The organism is Roseovarius tolerans (genome assembly GCF_028885395.1).
GTDB lineage: Bacteria > Pseudomonadota > Alphaproteobacteria > Rhodobacterales > Rhodobacteraceae > Roseovarius > Roseovarius tolerans.
Genome location: NZ_CP118494.1, coordinates 2552099 through 2571957, shown reverse-complemented (window position 1 = coordinate 2571957; position 19859 = coordinate 2552099). Strand labels below are relative to the sequence as shown.

The window sequence follows — 19859 nt, the reverse complement described above, 5'->3', positions numbered from 1 at the left end:
GGTGCGGCCGCTCCTGCCCGCGCTGACGCTCGCCGCGCTTCTGGCGGCGGGTGGCGCGCGGGCAGAGCTGATCGGCGATGCCGAGGCGGGCGCGCAGGCCTTCAACGCCTGCAAGGGCTGTCATCAGATCGGGCAGGGGGCCGAGGACCGGATCGGCCCGCATCTCAACGGCATCTTCGGGCGGCGCGCAGCGGTGCATGACGGCTACGCCTATTCCGCCTCGATGGAGCGGGCGGGCGTTGATGGCCTGACCTGGACGCTGGAGACGCTCGACGCTTATATCGAAAATCCGCGCGCGCTCGTCTCCAAGACCCGGATGAGCTACCCCGGCATGAAGAACGAGCAGGCGCGGGCGGACCTTCTGGCCTATCTGCGGACCTTCTCGGACAATCCCGCCAACATCCCCGAGGCCGCGCCGACGGCGATCGGCACAGATCATTCGGTCGATCCCGATATTCTCGCGATTCAGGGCGATCCGGAATACGGCGAATACCTCAGCAGCGAATGCGTGAGCTGCCATCAGGCGGATGGCTCAGCCCTCGGCATCCCCTCGATCACCCGCTGGCCGGAAGAGGATTTCGTGATCGCAATGCACGCCTACAAGGATAGACTGCGTCCCCATCCGGTGATGCAGATGATGGCCGGACGTCTGTCGAACGAGGAGATCGCGGCACTGGCGGCCTATTTCAAGGACCTCGACTAAACGCGGTCCGTTTCTGGGAGGAGACACCATGACTTTCAACCGACGCAAATTCATTGCCGTGGGAACCGCTGCGGCTGCCACGCTTTCGGCACCCGCGGTGCTGGCTGACGGGCATGGCAAGCCGCGCGTTGTCGTGATCGGCGGCGGCTCGGGCGGGGCCACTGCCGCGCGCTATATCGCCAAGGACAGCAAGGGTGCGATCACTGTGACCCTCGTCGAGCCGTCGCGCAGCTATTTCACCTGCTATTTCTCCAACCTCTATATCGGCGGGTTCACCGACCTTGAGGATATCAGCCACACCTACGGCACGCTGGCCGCGAAATACGGCATCAACGTGGTGCATGACTGGGCGGTGGACGTGGACCGCGACAGCAAAACCGTAAGCCTCGCCGGTGGCGCGGTGCTGCCCTATGACAAGCTGATCCTCAGCCCCGGCATTGATTTTGTCGAGGATGCCGTTCCGGGCTGGTCGGTGGCCGCACAAAACAAGATGCCCCACGCCTACAAGGCCGGATCGCAGAGCGAGCTCCTGAAGGCGCAGATCATGGCGATGCCCGAGGGCGGGCGCTTTGCCATGGTGGCTCCGCCCAACCCGTATCGCTGCCCCCCTGGCCCCTATGAGCGGATCTCGATGGTGGCGCATGTGCTCAAGCAAATGAACCCGACCGCCAAGATCCTCGTGGCCGATCCCAAGCCGAAGTTTTCCAAGCAGGCGCTCTTCGAGGAAGGCTGGCAGCGTCACTACGGCGGCATGGTGGAGCGCATCGGCCCCGATTTCGGTGGTGAGAATGTGAGCGTCGACACCGAGGCGATGACCATCGACATCGACGGCATGGTCGAGAATGTGGATGTCTGCAACGTGATCCCGGCGCAGAAGGCGGGCCGCATCGCCGACATGGCAGGCGTCACCGAGGGCAACTGGGCCCCGGTGAATGCCGCCGACATGTCGTCGAAGGCTGACCCGGACGTGCATGTTCTGGGCGACGCCGCCGCACAGGGTGACATGCCGAAATCCGGCTTTGCCGCCAATTCACAGGCCAAGGTTTGCGCCATGGCGGTGCGCGGAGCGCTGACCGATTCCAAGGTGTTCCCGGCCAAATTCACCAATACCTGCTGGTCGCTCATCGCCGAGGATGACGGCGTCAAGGTCGGAGCCACCTACGAGGCGACCGAGGAAAAGATCGCCAAGGTCGACGGCTTCATCTCGCAGACTGGCGAGGATGCGGCGACCCGCAAGGCCACCTTTGAGGAATCGGTGGGTTGGTATGCGGGCATCACCACGGACATGTTCGATTGATCGGCGCGCGAACGCCTGTCTGACAAAGGAGTAAAGGCAATGAAACGGACAATTCTGGCCGGAGTTTTCGGCCTCATGGCGCTGCCCGCTATGGCGCAGGAGGCGGTGACCTACCCGTTCAACGGCACCTTCGGCGATGCGACCTTCGCGGTCGAAAGTGCCATCCTCGACCGGGGGCTGGTGATCGACCTGACCAGCCATGTGGGCGAGATGCTCAACCGCACCGGCGCGGATGTGGGCAGCGACGTCAAGATATTCGAAGAGGCTGATATCTTCCTCTTTTGCTCCGCCACCCTCTCGCGCGACGTGATGGAGGCCGACCCGATGAACATCGCGCATTGCCCCTACGGCGTGTTCGTTGCCGAGCGCGAGGGCGAGGTGATGGTGGGCCATCGCACCTACCCAGAGGGCGAGATGCAGAAGGTGCAGGCGCTTCTGGACGAGATCGTGCAGGACGCGCTGGAATAAAGCACCGGTGCCGGGCCGCCCCCACGCGGCCCGGATTGACCCCCCTGATTGACCCAAGTCCTGATTGACCCAAGTCAAGACATGCGCGCCCGTGAATGTGTATGCTGGCAGCATAACGTCATGATGGAACCCTGCCATGCTGGAAACACTCATCGATACCTACGGCGACGGGGCCGTGCTCGCGATGGCGGGCGCGCTCGTTGGCGTGATCTTCGGGGCGGCGGCGCAGCATTCGCGGTTTTGCCTGCGGGCCGCGACCATCGAGGTGGCCGAGCGCGGGCTGGGCCCGCGCCTGTCGATCTGGATCATCGCGTTCTCCGCCGGGGTTCTGGCGGTGCAGGGGGCCATCGCGACGGGTGTTCTTGACGTGAGCGAGGCGCGGCCACTGGCCGCCACCGGCAGCATGTCCGGCGCGATCATCGGCGGGCTGATGTTCGGCGCGGGCATGATCCTCGCGCGCGGCTGCGCGAGCCGTTTGCTGGTGCTGTCGGCGACCGGCAACCTGCGCGCGCTTGTCACCGGGCTGGTGCTGACCATCGTGGCGCAATCGGCATTGCGCGGGGCGCTGTCGCCTGCGCGCGAGGGGCTTGCAACGCTCTGGCTGGTGCCGGGCGGCGAGGCGCGCAGCATCCTGTCGCAGCTTGGCATGAGCCCTCTGGTCGCGGCTTGCATCGCCGCGTTGGTGCTGATCGCGGGCTTTGCGCTGGCGCTCGCGCGGCACGTCCGGCTGAGCCATGCGATTGCCGGAATGGCTGTCGGGCTGGCCGTGGGGCTGGGCTGGCTTGTGACCTACATGATCGCGCAGACCTCGTTCGAGGTGATCGCGATTTCCTCGGTCACCTTCACCGGCCCCTCGACCGACACGCTGATGGGGCTCGTGAACAGCACTTCGCTGCCCCTTGGGTTCGGCGTGGGCCTGGTGCCGGGGGTCTTCGCAGGTGCCGCCACGATGGCACTGCTCACCCGCGACTGGAAGATCGAACGCTTCGGCCCCGACACCCCGATGGAGCGCTATCTGATCGGCGCGGCGCTTATGGGCTTCGGCTCGATGCTCGCGGGCGGCTGTGCCGTGGGCGCGGGCATGTCGGGCGGCGCGATCTTTGCGCTGACGGCCTGGGTTGCCGTAGGATGCATGTGGATCGGCGCGATGGCCACGCATCTGATGCTGGGCCGGGGGGTCGTGATGGTGCCGACGACCTGAAGGGAGACGATCATGCGATACATCCTGTCCGGACTGCTTTTGCTGGTGGCCACCGGTGCCACGGCACAACAAGGCCCCTCGTTTGACTGCGCCAAGGCCGAGAGCTCAGCGGAAAAGCTTGTCTGTGAAGACCCCGAGCTTGCACGGCTCGACCGGCTGGTGGCGCGCCGGTTCGACGAGGCGGTTGCCGCGATCCGGGCCGCCGATGCCGGGGCCGAGGCGGGCGAGCGCGAGTTGCGCGCCTTTCAGCGTGGCTGGATCAAGGGCCGTGACGAGTGCTGGAAAGCGGGCGACGCGTTGCGCGATTGCGTCGAAGCCTCCTACTTGCGTCGTCAGGGCGAACTGGTGGCGCAATGGATGCTCGAGCCACCCGTCTCTACGGTGATCTGGGCCTGCGACGGCAATCCGGCCAACGAGGTTGTGACCTATTTCTTCGACACTGAACTGCCGAGCGTCCGCTTCGAGCGCGGCGACCAGATCGACACGGGCGTGCTTGTCCCGACCGCATCCGGAAGCCGCTATGAGGGCAGTTTTGGCCGCTCGATCTGGATCAAGGGCGAGAGTGCCACCTATCGCGAGCCAGACCCCGACGGGCAAATCTACGACTGCACACTCGCACGCACATTGTGAGGTAAAGCCGCGTCTGCCGCGGTTCGGAACGTGTCTCGCATCAACCCGCCCTACACATGGCCGCAAAACCGGTTTATCACGCGCTCAAACGACTCAGGCAGTTCGAGGACAGACCGATGCACGATATCCGCGCGATCCGTGAAAACCCCGCAGCGTTTGACGCCGCAATGGCGCGGCGGGGGGTGCAGAACGCGTCAGGCCCCGTTCTGGCCCTGGACGAGGCGCGGCGCGCCAGGATCCTAGCGGCAGAAACCGCGCAGGCCGATCAAAACCGCGCCTCCAAGGAAGTCGGTGCCGCCAAGGCGCGCGGCGATGAGGCCGAGTTTGCCCGGCTGCGGGTGCTGGTCGGCGAGAAAAAGGCCGAGGTGGCGGCGATGCAGGCCGAGGCCAAGGATCTCGACGCGCAGCTGACCGAGATGCTGATGGGGATGCCCAACCTGCCACAGGAAGACGTGCCCGATGGCGCGGACGAGGCCGACAATGTCGAGTTGCGCCGCTGGGGCACGCCGCCCGTGCTCGATTTCGAGGCGCGCGAGCATTACGAGATCGCCGGCGTCAAGCCGGGCATGGATTTCGAGAGCGCGGCCAAACTCTCGGGTAGCCGGTTTGTCGTGCTCTCGGGGTCGGTGGCGCGCATTCACCGCGCCCTCGCACAGTTCATGATCGACACGCATGTCGAGGAAAACGGCCTGACCGAGACATGGACGCCCGTGCTGGTGCGCGACGAGATGATGCGCGGCACCGGGCAATTGCCGAAATTCGGCGAGGACAGCTATCGCACCACCAATGGCTGGTGGCTGGTGCCGACGGCGGAGGTGACGCTGACCAACCTTGTGCATGGCGAGACGGTTGACGAGACCAGCCTGCCGCGCCGGATGGTGGCGCATACGCAATGTTTCCGCTCAGAGGCCGGATCGGCCGGGCGCGATACCGCAGGCATGCTGCGCCAGCATCAGTTCGAGAAGGTAGAAATGGTCTCGATCACTCACCCGGATGCCAGCCGCGACGAGCTGGACCGGATGACCGGCTGCGCCGAGGGTATTCTTGAACGGCTTGGCCTGCCTTATCGCACCGTGGCGCTCTGCACCGGTGACATGGGCTTTGGCGCGCGGCGCACCCATGATATCGAGGTCTGGTTGCCCGGACAGAACATGTATCGCGAGATTTCATCGGTCTCGGTCTGCGGCGATTTTCAGGCCCGGCGGATGACCGCGCGGTTCAAGCCTGCAGGCGGAGGTAAGCCGGAATTCGTGCATACGCTGAATGGCTCGGGGCTGGCCGTGGGGCGCGCGCTGATCGCGGTGCTGGAAAACGGCCAGCAGACGGACGGGTCGGTGCGCCTGCCCGAGGTCCTGCACCCCTACCTGCGCGGCCGGAGCGTGCTGGGCGCCGATGGCGTGCTGAGCTGACCCCGAAGGGTCAGCCCGGCGGGCTGTGCGCTCACTCCCACTCCATCTGCTCGTAGACGCGGCCCGCGTTCTTGGTCGCCAGTTCCTCGAACGTGTCGAGATGGCGGTAGGGGGACTGATCGACGTAATAGGCATCCGCAAGGTCGCCGCCCGCGTCGATATGCTCGGCGATGCGTGCGCGCAGATATTCGAGGTAGCCCTTGGTGTAGCGGCGCACCTGATCCATGTTGGTGGGGTGGCCGTGGCCAGGGATCACATAGGTCGCCCCGAGCGCCTCGAACTCCGCATCCCATGTCTCCAGCCAGTCGCGGGTGATCGTCTCGGGAAAGATCGGCAGCATGCGTTCGTGAAACGCCATGTCGCCGGAAATCACCAGGCTCTGTTTGGGCAGCCAGATCACGATATCGCCGGGGCTGTGGGCCGGGCCAAGATACCGCGCCTCGATGCGGGTGTCACCCATGTCGAGCGTGTAGTCATCCGAGAATGTCTTGGTCGGCAGCACCACCTCGGTGCCCTCGGCGCGCTCCTTGGTGACACGGCGGGCGGTCTCCAGATCCATTCCGCCATATTGCTCGATCTCGTGCAACGCGTCCTCATGCGCGATGACGGGCACGCCCTGTTCCACCCAGTAGGAATTGCCCAGCATGGCATGGCCCTGGCCGTTCTCGTTGAACACATGGGTGACGGGCTGATCGGTGATCGTCTTGATCTCTTCGTGCAGGGCACGGGCGAGGCCATACGAGGCCCCGCCATTGATCACCACGACGCCCGCGCCGGTGACGATGAAGCTCAGGTTGTTGTTATGGCCCGCGTTTTCGTAGGTGGGGGGCGCGGTGGCCCCGATCGCGGACCAGACGCCGGGGATGAATTCCACCGGTTTGGAATAGAGCAGTGAGTCGGGGTATTGATCGGCTATGTCCTCGCTGGCGAGCGCGGGGGCGGCGGCGAAAAGGGCGGCTATGAGGAGGCTGCGCATCGGCTCAGACCTCCGCCACAAAGCGGTAGGCGTCGCCGTTGCGCTCCACCCGGCCAAGACCGCCTTCGGGCAGGTGAAAGCCGACCATCGCCATCTGGTCGGTGGCCAGTTGGTCGAGCAGGCGCACGCGTGTCGCGATGCCCTGATCGGCGTCCTGATCCGAGCCGCTGGCCCAACCGGGGCGCGCGAGGGCAAGATGCCCGTTGCCGATGGCATCGCCCACCACCATCACGGCCTCTGATCCCTGACGCAGCTCAAACGCCATGTGCCCGGGCGTGTGGCCGGGGGTGTCATGCGCCATGATGCCGGGCAGCACTTCTTGTCCCCCGGCGATGAAGTCCAGTCGGTCCTCGATGGCGGCCAGGCGGCGGGCCGCGCCGACGGCAAAGCTGGCCCGCGCCGTCCCGATGCTGTCGACGGTGGCGGGGTCTGTCCAGTAGTCCCATTCGGCCTGTCCGATCATGTGGGCCGCGTTGGTGAAGACCGGATCGTCGAAATCGTCAAGCACGCCCCAAAGGTGATCGGGATGGGCATGGGTGAAGATGACATGGGTCACGTCATCCGGCGTCACGTCCAAGGCGTCGAGCGCGTCGAGCAGTTCCCCTGCGCTCGGCATGAAGGCATGGCCGGAGCCCGCGTCGAACAGCACCGTGTTCGTGCCGTCGCGGTAGAGGGTCAGGTTGCAGGGCGGCTCGACCGTGTCGCCGGTGATGCCGTATTCGGCCAGCACCGGCGCGGCCTTGGCCGGGTCGAGATCGCCCAGCAGGAAATCGCGCGGCAGCACGAGATGCCCGTCGCTGAGCGTGGTGATCGTGGCCTGCCCAAGAGTGGTTTCGGTCGCGGCAAAGCCCCCGCGAGGCAAGCCGCAGAGCGCGCCTGCGCCCATCGCCCCCAGCATCCGGCGTCTGGTGAATGTCATGATATCCTCCCTTGAAATTCGAATTTATGAATATGATGGGCGGATCAGAGAGTAAATACAAGTCCGAGAATGTGCGGGCCGAGATCAGGGGGCGAGCGGAACGCCGCCTTCGTCCTCGATGAAGCGGATCACCTGATCGAGCCCCGCACCGCTGCGCAATTGCGCCAGCACATAGGGCCGCGATCCGCGTGCGCTCGCCGTATCGGCCTCAAGCTGCACCAGATCAACGCCGACATGCGGCGCAAGATCGGTCTTGTTCACCACCAGCAGGTCGGATTTCGTCAGCCCGGGGCCGCGCTTGCGCGGGATGTCCTGGCCTGCGGCGGTGTCGATCACATAGATCGTCAGATCGGCCAGTTCCGGGCTGAACGTGGCGGCGAGGTTGTCGCCCCCCGACTCGATCAGCACCAGGTCGAGATCGGGAAAGGCGGTGTTGAGGTCGGTCACGGCGGCGAGGTTGATCGAAGCATCCTCGCGGATCGCCGTGTGCGGACAGCCGCCTGTTTCCACCCCGCGAATACGGTCGGCGGGCAGGACCTGCGCACGCACCAGCGCCTCGGCATCCTCGCGGGTATAGATGTCGTTGGTGATCACCGCCATCGAACAGCGATGCGCAAGTGCCCGCGCCAGCCCCTCGGTCAGCGTGGTCTTGCCCGCGCCCACCGGGCCACCAATGCCCACCCGCAGGGGGCCATTCATGCGATGTGCGCTCATGTCCTGAAAATCCTCACATCCATCCTCTCATGTTGCAGCGCCGCGAGGTCGCCCGCAAGAGCGCATGTGCCGAGCGTGTCGAGCGGCGCGCAGGCGGCGCGATCTGCCAGATCGTGGATCAGCGGCGCAAGGCGTGAGAGGACGGCCTGCCCCTCGGTCTGACCAAGCGGCACGTGGCGGATACCGATGGTGACGAGGTTCCCTGCAAAGCCTTGCAGATAGAGCGCGATCACGTCCTCACGGGCCAGACAGAGCGGCGCGGCTGCCTCCCCCACAGCCACGGGCAGCATCCGGGGTGGCAGCGCGCGCCCGGTGATGCCATTGACGGTGCGGGCGAATGCGGCCCCCTGTTCCAACCCCTCTTGCAGCCGTTCGGCGCAGGGCGCGAGGGCGCGGGCCAGATCGTCGAGCGCGTCGCACCCGCCCTCCAGCGCGTGGCTGAGCAGCACCGCATCCTGCCAGCCCGCACCAAACCGCAGGATGTTCTCCAGCCATGCCGCAAGGCTGGCAGCGTCCCTGACCACCCCCGTCGCGATCTCCCGCTCCAGCCCGTGCGAATAGGCGAAAGCCCCGGTCGGAAAGGCCGGGGAGAGCCATTGGGTGAGCGTGAGATGTGCGGGCGTGAGCATCAGGCGTGGTGATGGGTGTGGCCATGCTCGTGGCCCCCATGATCATGTCCGCCGTGATCATGCCCCATCGTGCGACCCTTGCCATAGGCCCCGCCCTCGGGCCGGAACGGTCCCGTGACGGGGGTCATATCCGCGCCCAGATGCGCCAGCATCGCCTCGATCACATGATCCCGGCGGATGCACAGATGATCCGCGCCGATCTGGCAGGGCGTGTGCCGGTTGCCGATATGCCAGGCCAGCCGCGCCAGATCGCCACGCACCTCGATCAGATCCTCCGGCGCCGGTTCCACCGCCACCGCCCGGCCATCGTCGAGCGCGAAACCCCAGTGATCGTCTAGGTTTGTGACCTCCGCCAGATCGACCAGAAAGATCAGCCCGGCCTTGCCCACCAGCCGCTTGCGCCGCATCAGCCGCGCGTCATAGTCGAGCACGACCGTATCGGCGATCCGGTCAGGGGCGTGAGGCAGCAGGTGGCGGGCAACGGGCAGGTCGGTCATGGCATGGCCTCAGAACAGGAAATAGCGTTGCGCGAGCGGCAGCTCAGAGGCAGGCTCGCAGGTGAGCAATTCGCCATCCGCCCGCACCTCGTAGGTTTCGGGATCGACCTCGACCTCGGGCGTCTGGTTGTTGTGAATCATGTCGCGCTTGGTGATAGTGCGGGTGTTCGAAACCGCCACCGTCTCCTTGGCAAGTCCCAGTGCCGCGCCGATCCCGTCCGCCTGCGCGGCCTCACTGACGAAGATCACCGAGGACCGTTCCAGAGACCGCCCATAGGCCCCGAACATGGGCCGCGAATAGACCGGCTGCGGCGTCGGGATAGAGGCATTGGGATCGCCCATCTGCGCCAGCACGATTGTGCCCCCCATCAGCACCATCTCGGGCTTTGCGCCAAAGAACGCCGGGTTCCACAACACCAGATCGGCGCGCTTGCCCGGCTCAATGCTGCCAATATGGGCGCTCATCCCGTGAATGATGGCGGGGTTGATGGTGTATTTGGCGATGTAGCGCTTGACGCGGACGTTGTCGTTGTCGCCGGTCTCTTCCGCCAGCCGCCCGCGCTGCTTGCGCATCTTTGAGGCGGTCTGCCAGGTGCGGATGATCACCTCACCTACGCGCCCCATCGCCTGACTGTCCGAGGCCATCACCGAAAACGCGCCCATGTCGTGCAGGATATCCTCGGCGGCGATGGTCTCGCGGCGGATGCGGCTCTCGGCAAAGGCCACATCCTCGGGGATCGCCTTGTCGAGGTGGTGACAGACCATCAGCATGTCGAGATGTTCTTCGATCGTGTTGACGGTGTAGGGCATTGTGGGGTTGGTGGACGAGGGCAGGATATGCTCATACCCCACCACCTTCATGATGTCGGGGGCATGCCCGCCGCCCGCGCCCTCGGTGTGAAAGGCGTGGATCGTGCGGCCCTTCATGGCAGCGAGCGTGTTCTCCACAAAGCCGCTTTCATTCAGCGTGTCGGTGTGGATCATCACCTGCACATCCATGTCGTCGGCCACGCTGAGACAACAGTCGATGGCGGCAGGCGTCGTGCCCCAATCCTCGTGCAGCTTCATCGCGCAGGCCCCGGCGCGCACCATTTCGACCAAAGCCTCGGGCTGGCTCGCATTGCCCTTGGACGACAGGCCGAAATTCATCGGAAAGGCATCCAGCGATTGCAGCATCCGCCCGATATGCCACGCCCCCGGCGTGCAGGTGGTGGCGAGCGTGCCATGCGCGGGCCCGGTGCCGCCGCCCAGCAAGGTGGTGATGCCCGAATGCAGCGCGTCCTCGATCTGTTGCGGGCAGATGAAATGGATATGCGCGTCAAACCCGCCGGGGGTGAGGATGCGACCCTCGCCCGCGATCACCTCGGTGCCGGGTCCGATGACGATCTCGACACCCGATTGCGTGTCGGGGTTGCCCGCCTTGCCGATGGCCGCGATCAGCCCGTCGCGCAGACCCACATCGGCCTTGGTGATGCCCTGATGATCGACGATCAGCGCATTGGTGATGACCGTGTCCATCGCCCCGCCCGCGCGGGGGATCTGGCTCTGCCCCATGCCGTCGCGAATGACCTTGCCACCGCCGAATTTCACCTCCTCGCCATAGGTGGTGAGATCCCGCTCCACCTCGATGATGAGATCGGTATCGCCAAGCCGCAGCCGGTCGCCCGTGGTGGGACCATACATGGCGGCATAGGCGGCGCGGGGGATGGTTGTGGCCATGTCAGAGGTCTCCCATCACCTTTTGATTGAACCCGAACACCCGCCGCGCACCGCCATAGGGGATGAGCCGCACCTCGCGTCTCTGCCCCGGCTCGAAGCGGACGGCGGTGCCTGCGGGAATGTCCAGCCGCTGCCCGCGCGCCGCAGTTCGGTCAAACGAAAGCCCGGCATTGGCCTCGGCGAAATGGTAATGGCTGCCCACCTGCACCGGCCGGTCACCGGTATTGGCGACCTCCAGCACGGTCACCTCCGCGCTCGCGTTCAGGGTGATCTCGCCATCGGCGGGAATGAGTTCTCCGGGGATCATGATCTACGCCTCATCCTGCGGCCACAAGCCACGCGCCGAGCGCCGCGACCAGCCCGCCGCCCCCGCGCACCACGCTTTGCGAGCCAAGCCGCATGACAAGCAGCCCCAGAGCAAGGCCCGCGAGATGCAGACCCATTGTTGCTATGGCAAAGCCCGCGAAATAGTCCAACGCCGTTGCCGCTCCGATTTCGGCGCCATGGGCACCGCCGTGAAACAGACCGAATACCGACACGATACCGACAGCCCAAATCGCGGGCAGCCGCACGGCGAGAGCCACCAGCAGCCCCAGGATCAGCACCGAGGCAAGGATCAGCGGCTCCACCGCCGGAAGGGTCAGCCCGAGCAGCGCGCCGCCAAATCCAACCGCCATCGCCGTGACGAAACCCACCGGCAAGAGCCAGATCGCGCGCCCCGAAAGCACTGCGGCCCAGAGACCGACAGCGAGCATGGCAAGCACGTGATCCGCCCCGAAGAGCGGATGGGTCGCCCCGGCAGCGAAAGAGCCATGCGCCCCAGGATCGAGATGCGCAAAGGCCAGTGAAGGTGTCAGCAGCAGAACGGCGAGGATGTAGCGCATCAGAATTATCCTTTCAGCGTATGGGGTTATGGACGGTCACCAGCTTGGTGCCGTCGGGGAATGTCGCCTCGACCTGCACGGAATGGAGCATTTCTGGAATGCCCTCCATGCAGTGCTCGGACGCAATGACATGCGCGCCCGCCTCCATCAGGTCGGCCACGCTGCGACCCTCGCGCGCGCCCTCGACCACGAAGTCGGTGATCAGCGCCACTGCTTCGGGGTGGTTGAGTTTCACGCCGCGCGCGAGCCGCCCGCGCGCCACCATGGCGGCGACGCTGATCAGCAGCTTGTCCTTTTCGCGGGGGGTGAGGTTCATCGCGGGTCTCCTAATTCTGCCAGACGCGGGGCAGGGGGCCGGGGCGCAGGGCGCTGACCAGCCGCATGATCTGACGGCGCAAGGGCCAGCCATCACCGGCCATGAGGCGGATCACCAGCTTGCCGTCAAAGCCCGAGGCGCCACCGGTGACGCCCGGCTCATCGAGCAGATCCCGCACGCGGGGCGCCGCATCCTCGGCCCCTTGCGCGACAAGCGCCAGCGTGGCGAAGGCGCGCGCGCCGTTCAGGATTGCGGGGCCAGCGGTCAGGGCATCGGTGGTGAGGTGGAGCGGCTCGACCAGAACCGGCTTACCTTCGCGCATGATGCGGCGGGTGTCGCACAGGGCGGTGCGCGCGACGGTTTCACCCATGGCGGCGCGGCCAAGGACAATCGACTCGAGGATCAGGCAGGAGGCATCCTTTGCCAACTCGATGGCGGTCTCGCGGTTAAGATGGCTGCCGTCGAAGAGGATCGTCTCTTGCGGCAGCCAGTCGAGATGCGCGCCGCTTGCGACCCGGTGATGCACCGTGACCCGCGCCGCCGCACCGGTGCTGCGATAGGCGCGCTCGGCGGTCTGCGTGGTGCCGGTGGCGCGACATCCCGCCGCCAGATCGAGCCGGTAGGACAGACGGTCGCCGCCTGTCAGCCCACCCGAGGTGTTGAGCAGCACGATCTCGGGGCCGGAGGGTCCGGGATGCAGAAATGCCTTGGCCGATCCCTTTTGATGCAGGCGATCGAGCCGCCCGCCATTCGGCCCGGGCAACAGCGTCACATGCGCGGCACCAAAGCTGCGTTCCTGTGACGGGGAGGTTGCGGGGCAGGCGGTCATGCGGGGTCTCGTACTATGGTCCACCCGAGGCTACCGCTCTTGCGCGGGACCGCCAGCGGTCGGCCGTGGACTTGCATGCGCCGCACGCATCCTCGATGCCCATATGCCCAAATAGCAGGCAGGTCGCCCATTAGATGGACACTTCGCGCAACAGCCGCTCACGCTCCACCGTGGCCGCAGGCTCCGAGAGCCGCACCTCGCCGCGATTGAGCACCACCAGATCGTCAGCCAGATCATAGGCGAAATCGAAGAACTGCTCGACCAGCACGATGGCGATCTCGCCCTCGTCGCGCAAAAGGCCGATCACCGTGCCGATCTGCTTGATGATATTGGGCTGGATGCCCTCGGTCGGCTCGTCGAGCAGGAGCACGCGGGGGCGTGCGATGAGGGCGCGGGCGATGGCCAGTTGCTGCTGCTGCCCGCCAGACAGATCGCCGCCGCGCCGGTCGCGCATCTGCTCCAGCACCGGGAAAAGCTCGTAGATGCGGGGTGGGATGGTGTGATCGGATTTCGGCAGGCAGGCAAAGCCGGTTTGCAGGTTCTCGGTGACCGTCAGCAGCGGGAATATCTCGCGCCCCTGCGGGACATAGGCGATGCCCGATTGCGCGGCTTGAGCGGCGGAGAGATGGGGCAATTCGCGCCCGTCGAGGCTGATCCGCCCGTCCGAGTAGGGATGCCGCCCGGCGATGGCCTTTAGCAGGCTGGTCTTGCCGACACCATTGGTGCCCATCACCGCCGTCACCGCGCCGGGCCGGGCGGTGAGGCTGACGCCGTGCAGGATCTGCGAAGCCCCGTAATGCAGGGTGAGGCTGTCGACGCTCAGCATGGATTATCTCCCGAGATAAACATCAATGACCTCGCGGTTTTGCGTGACGTGATCGAGGCTGCCTTCGGCCAGCACCGACCCTTCGTGCAGCACCGTCACCTTGCAGTCCAAACGGCGGACGAATTCCATGTCATGCTCGATCACCACCACGGCGCGGGTCTGCGCCGCGCGTTTGAGGATGTCGGTGGTGTGCTCGCGCTCGGCCGGGGTCATCCCGGCGGCGGGTTCATCCACCAGCAGAAGGCGTGGGTCTTGCGCTAGCAGCATGCCGATCTCCAGCCATTGCTTTTGCCCGTGGCTGAGGTCACCGGCGCGGCGGGGCAGGTCGTCCGCGAGGCCGATTTCCTGGGCCAATTCCGCGATGCGTGCGGCCCCCTTTGACGAACGGCGATAGAGCAGCACGTCAAACGGCCCGCGCTTGTTCTTGAGCGCCATGGCGAGGTTCTCGCGCACGGTCTGTTCCTCGAACACCGTGGGTTTCTGGAACTTGCGCCCGATGCCCGCCCGCGCGATGGCGCTTTCGCTCATCCCGAGAAGCGAGATGTTTTTCTCGCCCCACACAACCCGGCCCTCGTCGGGCCGCGTCTTGCCGGTGACGATATCCATGAAGGTCGTCTTGCCCGCGCCGTTGGGGCCGATCACCGCGCGCAGTTCCGGCTCTGCCACCTGAATCGAGAGGTTGTTGATGGCGCGGAAGCCGTCGAATGTGACCGAGACGCCGGAGACTTCGAGAAGGGTGGTCATGATTTCCTCACCAGCATGTCAAAGAGCCCGCCGATGCCGCGTGGAAAGAACAGCGTGACGGCCACGAAGCCGAGGCCCAGAAGCACCAGCCACCAGTCGGTCCAGTTGATCGTGTAGAACCCGAGGTCGATATCGGGCGCGCCGCCGCCGGTGAACCAGCTTGAGGCGAGGCTGACGACCGCTGCCCCGATTACCGCGCCGTAAAGCCGCCCGCGCCCGCCGATGGCGACCCAGACGGCGAGGTAAATCGACGCGATGGGCGCGATCTCGGCGGGGTTGATGATGCCAGCCTGCGGGTAATAGAGCGCACCGGCAAGGCCCGAGACCACCGCCGTCAGCGTGAAGATCACCAGCTTGTAGCTTTCGACGTGGTAGCCGAGGAAACGCACGCGGTTTTCATTGTCGCGGATGCCACGAATGACCGAACCGAACTTGCCCGAGATGAGCCACGCGAAGAAGAGATAGCCCAGGCCAAGGGCTGCGGCCGAGGCCCAGAAGAACCACAGCGCTATGGTGGATTGCGGCAAGTGCAGCAGGCCGGGGATGTTTTGCAGGCCCGAGAGGCCATTGTTGCCGCGCAGCCCGGTGTCGTTCTGGAAGAGGTAGAGCGACAGCGCCAGCGTCATCGCCTGTGTCAGGATCGAGAGATAGACGCCGGTGACACGGCTGCGGAAGGCGAGCCAGCCAAAGACGAGCGCCAGCAGCCCCGGCACCAGCACCACCAAGAGAAGCTGTATGAAAAGGCTGTCGGCGAAGGCCCAGATCAGCGGCAACTCGTTGCTGCCCACCACGCCGAAAATCTGCGTGGCGATGGCGTCGTTGATTTCCTCTTGCGTGGGCGGGATTGCGGCGTTTGCGAGCGAGTCCACCACGATACCTTCAGTGCGGGCATACATCAGCCACATGCCGATCGCGTAACCACCCAGCCCGAAAAAGGCGAAATGCCCGAGGCTGAGGATGCCGCAATAGCCCCAGACCACGTCCATCGCGACGGCAATCAGGCACAGGCAGAGCGTCATCCCGAGGATCTTGACCATCGAGGTCGACAGGAGCGCCACCCCGAACCCTTCGGCCAGCACGGTGACGCCGAGGGTGAAGAGGCCGAGCAGGCCCAGAAACCACATCACCGAAGGATTTTCTGCCAGAAAGCTGCGACGCGGCGTGATGTCAGGTTTGCTCATGGCTCAGTCCCCCGCCGCGCGGCCCTTGAGGGCGACGATGCCCTTGGGCCGGAATTGAATGAAGAGGATGACGAAGAGCACCATGTAGGTCTGTGCCGCCAGCGTGTTGGAGGGGTTGAACCATTCGATGCCCTTTTGCAGAAAGCCGATCAGCGAGGCCCCTGCCAGCGTACCCCAGACATTGCCGACACCGCCCACCACCACCGTCATGAAGCTTTGCACGATGTAATTGGCGCCCATCTCGGAGGTGACCTGCGCGTAGAGCCCGATGGCCACGCCCGCGATCCCCGCGATGCCGGAGCCGAGGCCGAAGGTGAGCATGTTGATGCGGTCCGGGTTGATCCCCATCGAGGCGGCCATGCCGGGGTTTTGCGTGACGGCCCGCACCTCGAGCCCCAGCCGCGTGCGTTTGAGAATGTAGAGCAGCAGCGCGAGGAAGATGAGGGCCAGCACGAAGATCGCCACGCGGATGGTCGAGATGCTGACGATGTCGTTGAGGGTGATCGCGCCGCCCAGCCAGTCCGGGGCGGTGAGAGGCCGCGCCTGCGTGCCGAAGATGTTCTTGGCCAGTTGTTGCAGGGCGATGGAGATGCCGAAGGTGGCCAGCAGCGTCTCGAGCGGTCTTGTGTAGAGGTGGCGGATCACCAGCCGCTCCATCGCGACGCCCGCGCCGAAGGTGACGACGAAGGCCAGCGGCAGGGCGATCAGCAGGCTGACGGTGTAGTCGGGGATGAAGAGTTGCACCACATAGCCGGTATAGGCCCCCATCATGATGAACTCGCCATGCGCCATGTTGATCACGCCCATCACGCCGAAGGTGATGGCTAGCCCGATGGCCGCGAGAAAGAAGATCGAGGCGAGCGACAGCCCGTCAAGCACAAGATCGGCGGTCTGGTAGAGGCCGAGGGTGCGCGAGGTGGCGGTGAGGGCATCCTCGGCGGCCTGCGTGATCTGCGGGTCGGGCTGCAGGTATTCGGCGTAGAAGACATGGGCGGCGACGGCCTGTGCCACTTCGTCGGGGGCAGCGCGGGGCGGCACGGCGCCTGCCTGTTCCAGCGCCTCGTAGGCGCGGGCGCGGGCGACCGTGGTATTGAGCTGGTGCAGCGGCACGCCGCCGACGCTGCCATCCACGATATGTTGCGCCAGCACGTCGCGCAGGCCGGTCGCGGTCTGGCGCGGTGGGGCGAGGTCTGCGGCCACGAGCCGGTCATGGGCCTCGGCCTCGGTGAGGTCGGTTCCGACCTCCAGCACGCGGGCGAGGTTTGCATCGTCCGGCAGGGTCTCGGCCACGCCGTCGCGGGTTGCGGTCAATTGGTTGAGCACGCTGCGCGCCTCGATGCTGGTATCGCCGCCGAGACCTGCGATGGCGTCGAGACGCTCGGATTTGGTCGCCCCGAATTGTGCGATCAGCAGGGTGAGCAGCCGCTCTTTGCGGGTCTTCAGGCCGGGGTCGGTCTCGCCCTCGATACTGCCTGCCAGCGGCGCGATCTGGCTTGCATCCGCGCTGCGCGTGATGGCCTCCAGTGCCTCTGCGCGGCGGGCGGGGTCGGGGGCGTTCAACTCATATGGCACGAGGGCTGCGGCGAGTTCGCGGCGCACGCCCGCATTGGGGCGTATCTGATCGACGTCGCGGCTGCCCACTTCGGCCACCGCCTCACCACTGTCGATGTCTATCAGGCGCAGGGTGTCGCCCGCGTCCTCGGCGTAGAAGAAGAGCCCATCATCGGGGCGCAGATAAACCTCGCGCGCCTCCCATTTGCGCAGGAAATCGGCCATGCCGGGGTGATCCGAGGCCAGCAGATCCGCGATCACCGGGCCAATGGTCTGGCGCGATGGCTTGGCGAGATCGGCCTGGTGCTCTTGCAGGAGCGGTTGCAACGTGGCCTGCGCCCTTGCCTCATCCGGGCGCAAGACCAAAGCGCAGGCGACGATGATCAGCAGCGCCACGGCGCGGGCAAGGAGGGCGGTGAAACGCATGGAAGGTTCAGTCCTGAGCGGGAAAACTGCTAAAAGGGGGCCGCGCGGGGGGTGATCCGCGCGGCCCGGCAGCTTAGTAGTTCGAGGTCATCTGCACGCAGGTGCCGGTCTCGGTATTGTACATGCCGCAGCCCAGCTCCTTCCAGTCGCTCTTGAGCGGCGCGCTCTCGGGCAGATGGTCGGTCCAGGCGTCGCCGGGCACTTCCGCAGTCTGGCTGATGATGTCGAACTGACCATCATCGCGGATCTCGCCGATCAGCACCGGCTTGGACAGGTGGTGGTTGGCGTTCATCACCGCCGTGCCGCCGGTGAGGTTGGGGTATTCCTGCCCCCACATCGCCGCGCGCACCGCGTCCACATCGGTGGTTCCCGCCTCGGTCACGGCGTTCACCCACATGTTGAAGCCGATATAATGTGCCTCCATCGGGTCGTTGGTGACGCGCTCTTCCCCGGCATAGGCCTTCCATGCCTCGACGAATTCGGCGTTGATCTCGGTATCGGCGGATTGGAAGTAATTCCACGCCGCGAGATGGCCGACGAGCGGCGCGGTATCGAGGCCCGAAAGTTCTTCTTCACCCACTGAGAAGGCCACCACGGGGATATCGGCGGCGTCGACGCCTTGCGCGGCCAGTTCCTTGTAGAAGCCGACATTGGCATCACCGTTGATGGTCGAGATCACGCCCACCTGCTTGCCCGACGCCCCGAGGGCGACCACGTCCGACACGATGGTGGCCCAGTCGGAATGGCCGAACGGGGTGTAGTTCACAAATATGTCCTCATCCGCGATGCCCTTGGACTTGAGGTAGGCGTCGAGGATGTTGTTGGTGGTGCGGGGATAGACATAGTCGGTGCCCAGAAGCGCGAAGCTCTCGACGCCCAACTCTTCGAGGAAGTAATCCACCGCCGGGATCGCTTGCTGGTTGGGCGCGGCCCCAGTGTAGAACACGTTCTTCGAGCTTTCCTCACCCTCGTACTGAACGGGATAGAACATCAGCCCGTTCAACTCCTCCAGCACCGGCAGCGCCGATTTGCGGCTGACGGACGTCCAGGAGCCGAAGATCACATCGACCTCGCTAACGGTCAGCAATTCGCGCGCCTTTTCGGCAAAAAGCGGCCAGTCGGAGGCGGGATCGACCACCACCGCCTCGATCTCGCAGCCCAGAAGACCGCCCTTTGCGTTCTGCTGTTCGACCAGCATCAGGACGGTATCCTTGAGCGTGGTCTCGGAAATGGCCATCGTGCCCGAAAGCGAGTGCAGCACACCCACCTTCACCGGGCAGTCCTGCGCCAGTGCGGGCGCGATAAAGAGTGCAGTTGTCGTGGCGAGGCTCGCCATCAGGGTCTTGGTTTTCATCTCTCGGAAACTCCCATGTCAGGGCTGCGCGGGCGGCACGGGGCGGCTTTCCAAGCCGATTTCCCGCTGCTAGGCTTGCGCGGCAGCATCTTGTGTGTTGTTGCCGTCCAGCGGTTTCTAGTCTGCCCGGACCGGGGCCGCTGGTCGGTATTTTCGCCCTATCGGGCAGCGTCATCCAACATCGCAAGATGAGGCTGCGCCAATGATTGGCGCTTGGTGGCGCGTTATATGCAGCGCGCAGCCGCTTTTTTGGGCGGTTTTGGTGCAACCTGCCTATTTGTTTCGCAGTGCCGCACGGCAAATTCGCTGCACCGCGGCATTTCCTGTCCTCGATCATGGTCTCGATCAGCGACTATCTGTCGGTTGCCGAAAAGCACGGCACCGTCGCCGCCCCCACACGCGCGGCGCCGATCTCGTTACGCATGATGGGCTGGAGTCCGTGGAATTCAGCATCGCGCCGCAGCTGGACGGCCTATTATCAATATGGTGGCGCGCGCGCCGTGGATGTGGTGGATTAAAGGGCGCTGCCCCCGTCGCGCCTGCGCGCGACTCCCCCGGGATATTTGCAGCAAGATGAAGGACAGGG

The 19859-nt window shown here is 65.3% G+C and carries 22 protein-coding genes; 7 read left to right on the top strand and 15 right to left on the bottom strand.

Features of this window, described 5'->3' with window-relative positions; genetic code table 11:
* The first annotated feature begins 1 nt into the window (after nt 1).
* The 6 genes from PVU19_RS12735 to serS all read left to right on the top strand — a co-directional run bounded on the left by PVU19_RS12735 (nt 2) and on the right by serS (nt 5708).
* A complete protein-coding gene (locus PVU19_RS12735; RefSeq protein ID WP_050662622.1) occupies nt 2–703 on the top strand; it encodes a c-type cytochrome in 702 nt (233 codons plus the stop codon).
* A gap of 28 nt (nt 704–731) precedes the next feature.
* On the top strand, nt 732–2000 hold the full coding sequence (locus PVU19_RS12730; RefSeq protein ID WP_050662621.1) for an NAD(P)/FAD-dependent oxidoreductase: 1269 nt from the start codon (nt 732–734) through the stop codon (nt 1998–2000).
* A 39-nt stretch (nt 2001–2039) separates the two neighbouring features.
* Nucleotides 2040–2468: a DUF302 domain-containing protein gene (locus PVU19_RS12725; protein WP_050662620.1), complete on the top strand. Its 429-nt coding sequence runs from the start codon at nt 2040–2042 to the stop codon at nt 2466–2468.
* Between the two features lie 136 nt (nt 2469–2604).
* Nucleotides 2605–3669 carry a YeeE/YedE family protein gene (locus tag PVU19_RS12720; protein WP_050662619.1) on the top strand — a complete coding sequence of 355 codons (1065 nt, stop codon included), beginning with the start codon at nt 2605–2607 and terminating at the stop codon, nt 3667–3669.
* Nucleotides 3670–3681: 12 nt separating this feature from the next.
* Nucleotides 3682–4299 carry an MliC family protein gene (locus tag PVU19_RS12715; protein ID WP_050662618.1) on the top strand — a complete coding sequence of 206 codons (618 nt, stop codon included), beginning with the start codon at nt 3682–3684 and terminating at the stop codon, nt 4297–4299.
* Between the two features lie 116 nt (nt 4300–4415).
* On the top strand, nt 4416–5708 hold the full coding sequence (gene serS, locus PVU19_RS12710) for a serine--tRNA ligase (RefSeq protein WP_050662637.1): 1293 nt from the start codon (nt 4416–4418) through the stop codon (nt 5706–5708).
* 31 nt (nt 5709–5739) lie between these two features.
* On the opposite strand, the gene PVU19_RS12705 is transcribed toward serS, so the two are convergent.
* The 15 genes from PVU19_RS12705 to urtA form a co-directional block, all read right to left on the bottom strand.
* Nucleotides 5740–6684, bottom strand: coding sequence for an MBL fold metallo-hydrolase (locus PVU19_RS12705; RefSeq protein ID WP_050662617.1), 945 nt, complete (start codon nt 6682–6684; stop codon nt 5740–5742).
* Between the two features lie 4 nt (nt 6685–6688).
* Nucleotides 6689–7603, bottom strand: a complete 915-nt coding sequence (locus tag PVU19_RS12700) for an MBL fold metallo-hydrolase (RefSeq protein ID WP_050662616.1) — start codon at nt 7601–7603, stop codon at nt 6689–6691.
* Between the two features lie 84 nt (nt 7604–7687).
* Nucleotides 7688–8317 carry an urease accessory protein UreG gene (gene ureG, locus PVU19_RS12695; protein WP_082237554.1) on the bottom strand — a complete coding sequence of 210 codons (630 nt, stop codon included), beginning with the start codon at nt 8315–8317 and terminating at the stop codon, nt 7688–7690.
* Complete coding sequence (locus PVU19_RS12690; protein WP_050662614.1) at nt 8314–8946, bottom strand: urease accessory protein UreF; 633 nt, start codon at nt 8944–8946, stop codon at nt 8314–8316. Before PVU19_RS12690 ends, ureG begins: the two co-directional genes overlap by 4 nt.
* Nucleotides 8946–9443: an urease accessory protein UreE gene (locus PVU19_RS12685; protein WP_050662613.1), complete on the bottom strand. Its 498-nt coding sequence runs from the start codon at nt 9441–9443 to the stop codon at nt 8946–8948. The genes PVU19_RS12690 and PVU19_RS12685 overlap by 1 nt, the downstream gene beginning before the upstream one ends.
* 9 nt (nt 9444–9452) lie before the next feature.
* On the bottom strand, nt 9453–11162 hold the full coding sequence (ureC, locus tag PVU19_RS12680; RefSeq protein WP_050662612.1) for an urease subunit alpha: 1710 nt from the start codon (nt 11160–11162) through the stop codon (nt 9453–9455).
* A 1-nt stretch (nt 11163) separates the two neighbouring features.
* Complete coding sequence (locus tag PVU19_RS12675; RefSeq protein WP_050662611.1) at nt 11164–11469, bottom strand: urease subunit beta; 306 nt, start codon at nt 11467–11469, stop codon at nt 11164–11166.
* A 10-nt stretch (nt 11470–11479) separates the two neighbouring features.
* Nucleotides 11480–12046 (bottom strand): HupE/UreJ family protein, encoded by a 567-nt coding sequence (locus PVU19_RS12670; RefSeq protein WP_050662610.1) that lies wholly within the window; start codon nt 12044–12046, stop codon nt 11480–11482.
* 13 nt (nt 12047–12059) lie between these two features.
* Nucleotides 12060–12362 (bottom strand): urease subunit gamma, encoded by a 303-nt coding sequence (locus tag PVU19_RS12665; RefSeq protein ID WP_050662609.1) that lies wholly within the window; start codon nt 12360–12362, stop codon nt 12060–12062.
* 10 nt (nt 12363–12372) lie between these two features.
* Nucleotides 12373–13191: an urease accessory protein UreD gene (locus tag PVU19_RS12660; RefSeq protein ID WP_050662608.1), complete on the bottom strand. Its 819-nt coding sequence runs from the start codon at nt 13189–13191 to the stop codon at nt 12373–12375.
* A 130-nt stretch (nt 13192–13321) separates the two neighbouring features.
* Nucleotides 13322–14017 carry an urea ABC transporter ATP-binding subunit UrtE gene (gene urtE / locus PVU19_RS12655; protein WP_050662607.1) on the bottom strand — a complete coding sequence of 232 codons (696 nt, stop codon included), beginning with the start codon at nt 14015–14017 and terminating at the stop codon, nt 13322–13324.
* Nucleotides 14018–14020: 3 nt separating this feature from the next.
* Complete coding sequence (gene urtD / locus PVU19_RS12650) at nt 14021–14761, bottom strand: urea ABC transporter ATP-binding protein UrtD (RefSeq protein WP_050662606.1); 741 nt, start codon at nt 14759–14761, stop codon at nt 14021–14023.
* Nucleotides 14758–15942 carry an urea ABC transporter permease subunit UrtC gene (gene urtC / locus PVU19_RS12645; RefSeq protein ID WP_050662605.1) on the bottom strand — a complete coding sequence of 395 codons (1185 nt, stop codon included), beginning with the start codon at nt 15940–15942 and terminating at the stop codon, nt 14758–14760. Before urtC ends, urtD begins: the two co-directional genes overlap by 4 nt.
* A gap of 3 nt (nt 15943–15945) precedes the next feature.
* Complete coding sequence (gene urtB / locus PVU19_RS12640; RefSeq protein ID WP_050662604.1) at nt 15946–17919, bottom strand: urea ABC transporter permease subunit UrtB; 1974 nt, start codon at nt 17917–17919, stop codon at nt 15946–15948.
* A gap of 73 nt (nt 17920–17992) precedes the next feature.
* Nucleotides 17993–19273 carry an urea ABC transporter substrate-binding protein gene (urtA, locus tag PVU19_RS12635; protein WP_050662603.1) on the bottom strand — a complete coding sequence of 427 codons (1281 nt, stop codon included), beginning with the start codon at nt 19271–19273 and terminating at the stop codon, nt 17993–17995.
* A 287-nt stretch (nt 19274–19560) separates the two neighbouring features.
* Between urtA and PVU19_RS12630 the strand changes: the two genes are divergently transcribed.
* A complete protein-coding gene (locus PVU19_RS12630; protein WP_050662602.1) occupies nt 19561–19791 on the top strand; it encodes a hypothetical protein in 231 nt (76 codons plus the stop codon).
* The last annotated feature ends 68 nt before the right edge of the window (nt 19792–19859 follow it).

Coding starts and splice junctions, on each gene's coding strand:
- PVU19_RS12730 (WP_050662621.1), top strand. CDS start 732: ATGACTTTCAACCGACGCAAATTCATTGCCGTGGGAACCGCTGCGGCT.
- PVU19_RS12725 (WP_050662620.1), top strand. CDS start 2,040: ATGAAACGGACAATTCTGGCCGGAGTTTTCGGCCTCATGGCGCTGCCC.
- PVU19_RS12720 (WP_050662619.1), top strand. CDS start 2,605: ATGCTGGAAACACTCATCGATACCTACGGCGACGGGGCCGTGCTCGCG.
- PVU19_RS12715 (WP_050662618.1), top strand. CDS start 3,682: ATGCGATACATCCTGTCCGGACTGCTTTTGCTGGTGGCCACCGGTGCC.
- serS (WP_050662637.1), top strand. CDS start 4,416: ATGCACGATATCCGCGCGATCCGTGAAAACCCCGCAGCGTTTGACGCC.
- PVU19_RS12705 (WP_050662617.1), bottom strand. CDS start 6,684: ATGCGCAGCCTCCTCATAGCCGCCCTTTTCGCCGCCGCCCCCGCGCTC.
- PVU19_RS12700 (WP_050662616.1), bottom strand. CDS start 7,603: ATGACATTCACCAGACGCCGGATGCTGGGGGCGATGGGCGCAGGCGCG.
- ureG (WP_082237554.1), bottom strand. CDS start 8,317: ATGAGCGCACATCGCATGAATGGCCCCCTGCGGGTGGGCATTGGTGGC.
- PVU19_RS12690 (WP_050662614.1), bottom strand. CDS start 8,946: ATGCTCACGCCCGCACATCTCACGCTCACCCAATGGCTCTCCCCGGCC.
- PVU19_RS12685 (WP_050662613.1), bottom strand. CDS start 9,443: ATGACCGACCTGCCCGTTGCCCGCCACCTGCTGCCTCACGCCCCTGAC.
- ureC (WP_050662612.1), bottom strand. CDS start 11,162: ATGGCCACAACCATCCCCCGCGCCGCCTATGCCGCCATGTATGGTCCC.
- PVU19_RS12675 (WP_050662611.1), bottom strand. CDS start 11,469: ATGATCCCCGGAGAACTCATTCCCGCCGATGGCGAGATCACCCTGAAC.
- PVU19_RS12670 (WP_050662610.1), bottom strand. CDS start 12,046: ATGCGCTACATCCTCGCCGTTCTGCTGCTGACACCTTCACTGGCCTTT.
- PVU19_RS12665 (WP_050662609.1), bottom strand. CDS start 12,362: ATGAACCTCACCCCCCGCGAAAAGGACAAGCTGCTGATCAGCGTCGCC.
- PVU19_RS12660 (WP_050662608.1), bottom strand. CDS start 13,191: ATGACCGCCTGCCCCGCAACCTCCCCGTCACAGGAACGCAGCTTTGGT.
- urtE (WP_050662607.1), bottom strand. CDS start 14,017: ATGCTGAGCGTCGACAGCCTCACCCTGCATTACGGGGCTTCGCAGATC.
- urtD (WP_050662606.1), bottom strand. CDS start 14,761: ATGACCACCCTTCTCGAAGTCTCCGGCGTCTCGGTCACATTCGACGGC.
- urtC (WP_050662605.1), bottom strand. CDS start 15,942: ATGAGCAAACCTGACATCACGCCGCGTCGCAGCTTTCTGGCAGAAAAT.
- urtB (WP_050662604.1), bottom strand. CDS start 17,919: ATGCGTTTCACCGCCCTCCTTGCCCGCGCCGTGGCGCTGCTGATCATC.
- urtA (WP_050662603.1), bottom strand. CDS start 19,273: ATGAAAACCAAGACCCTGATGGCGAGCCTCGCCACGACAACTGCACTC.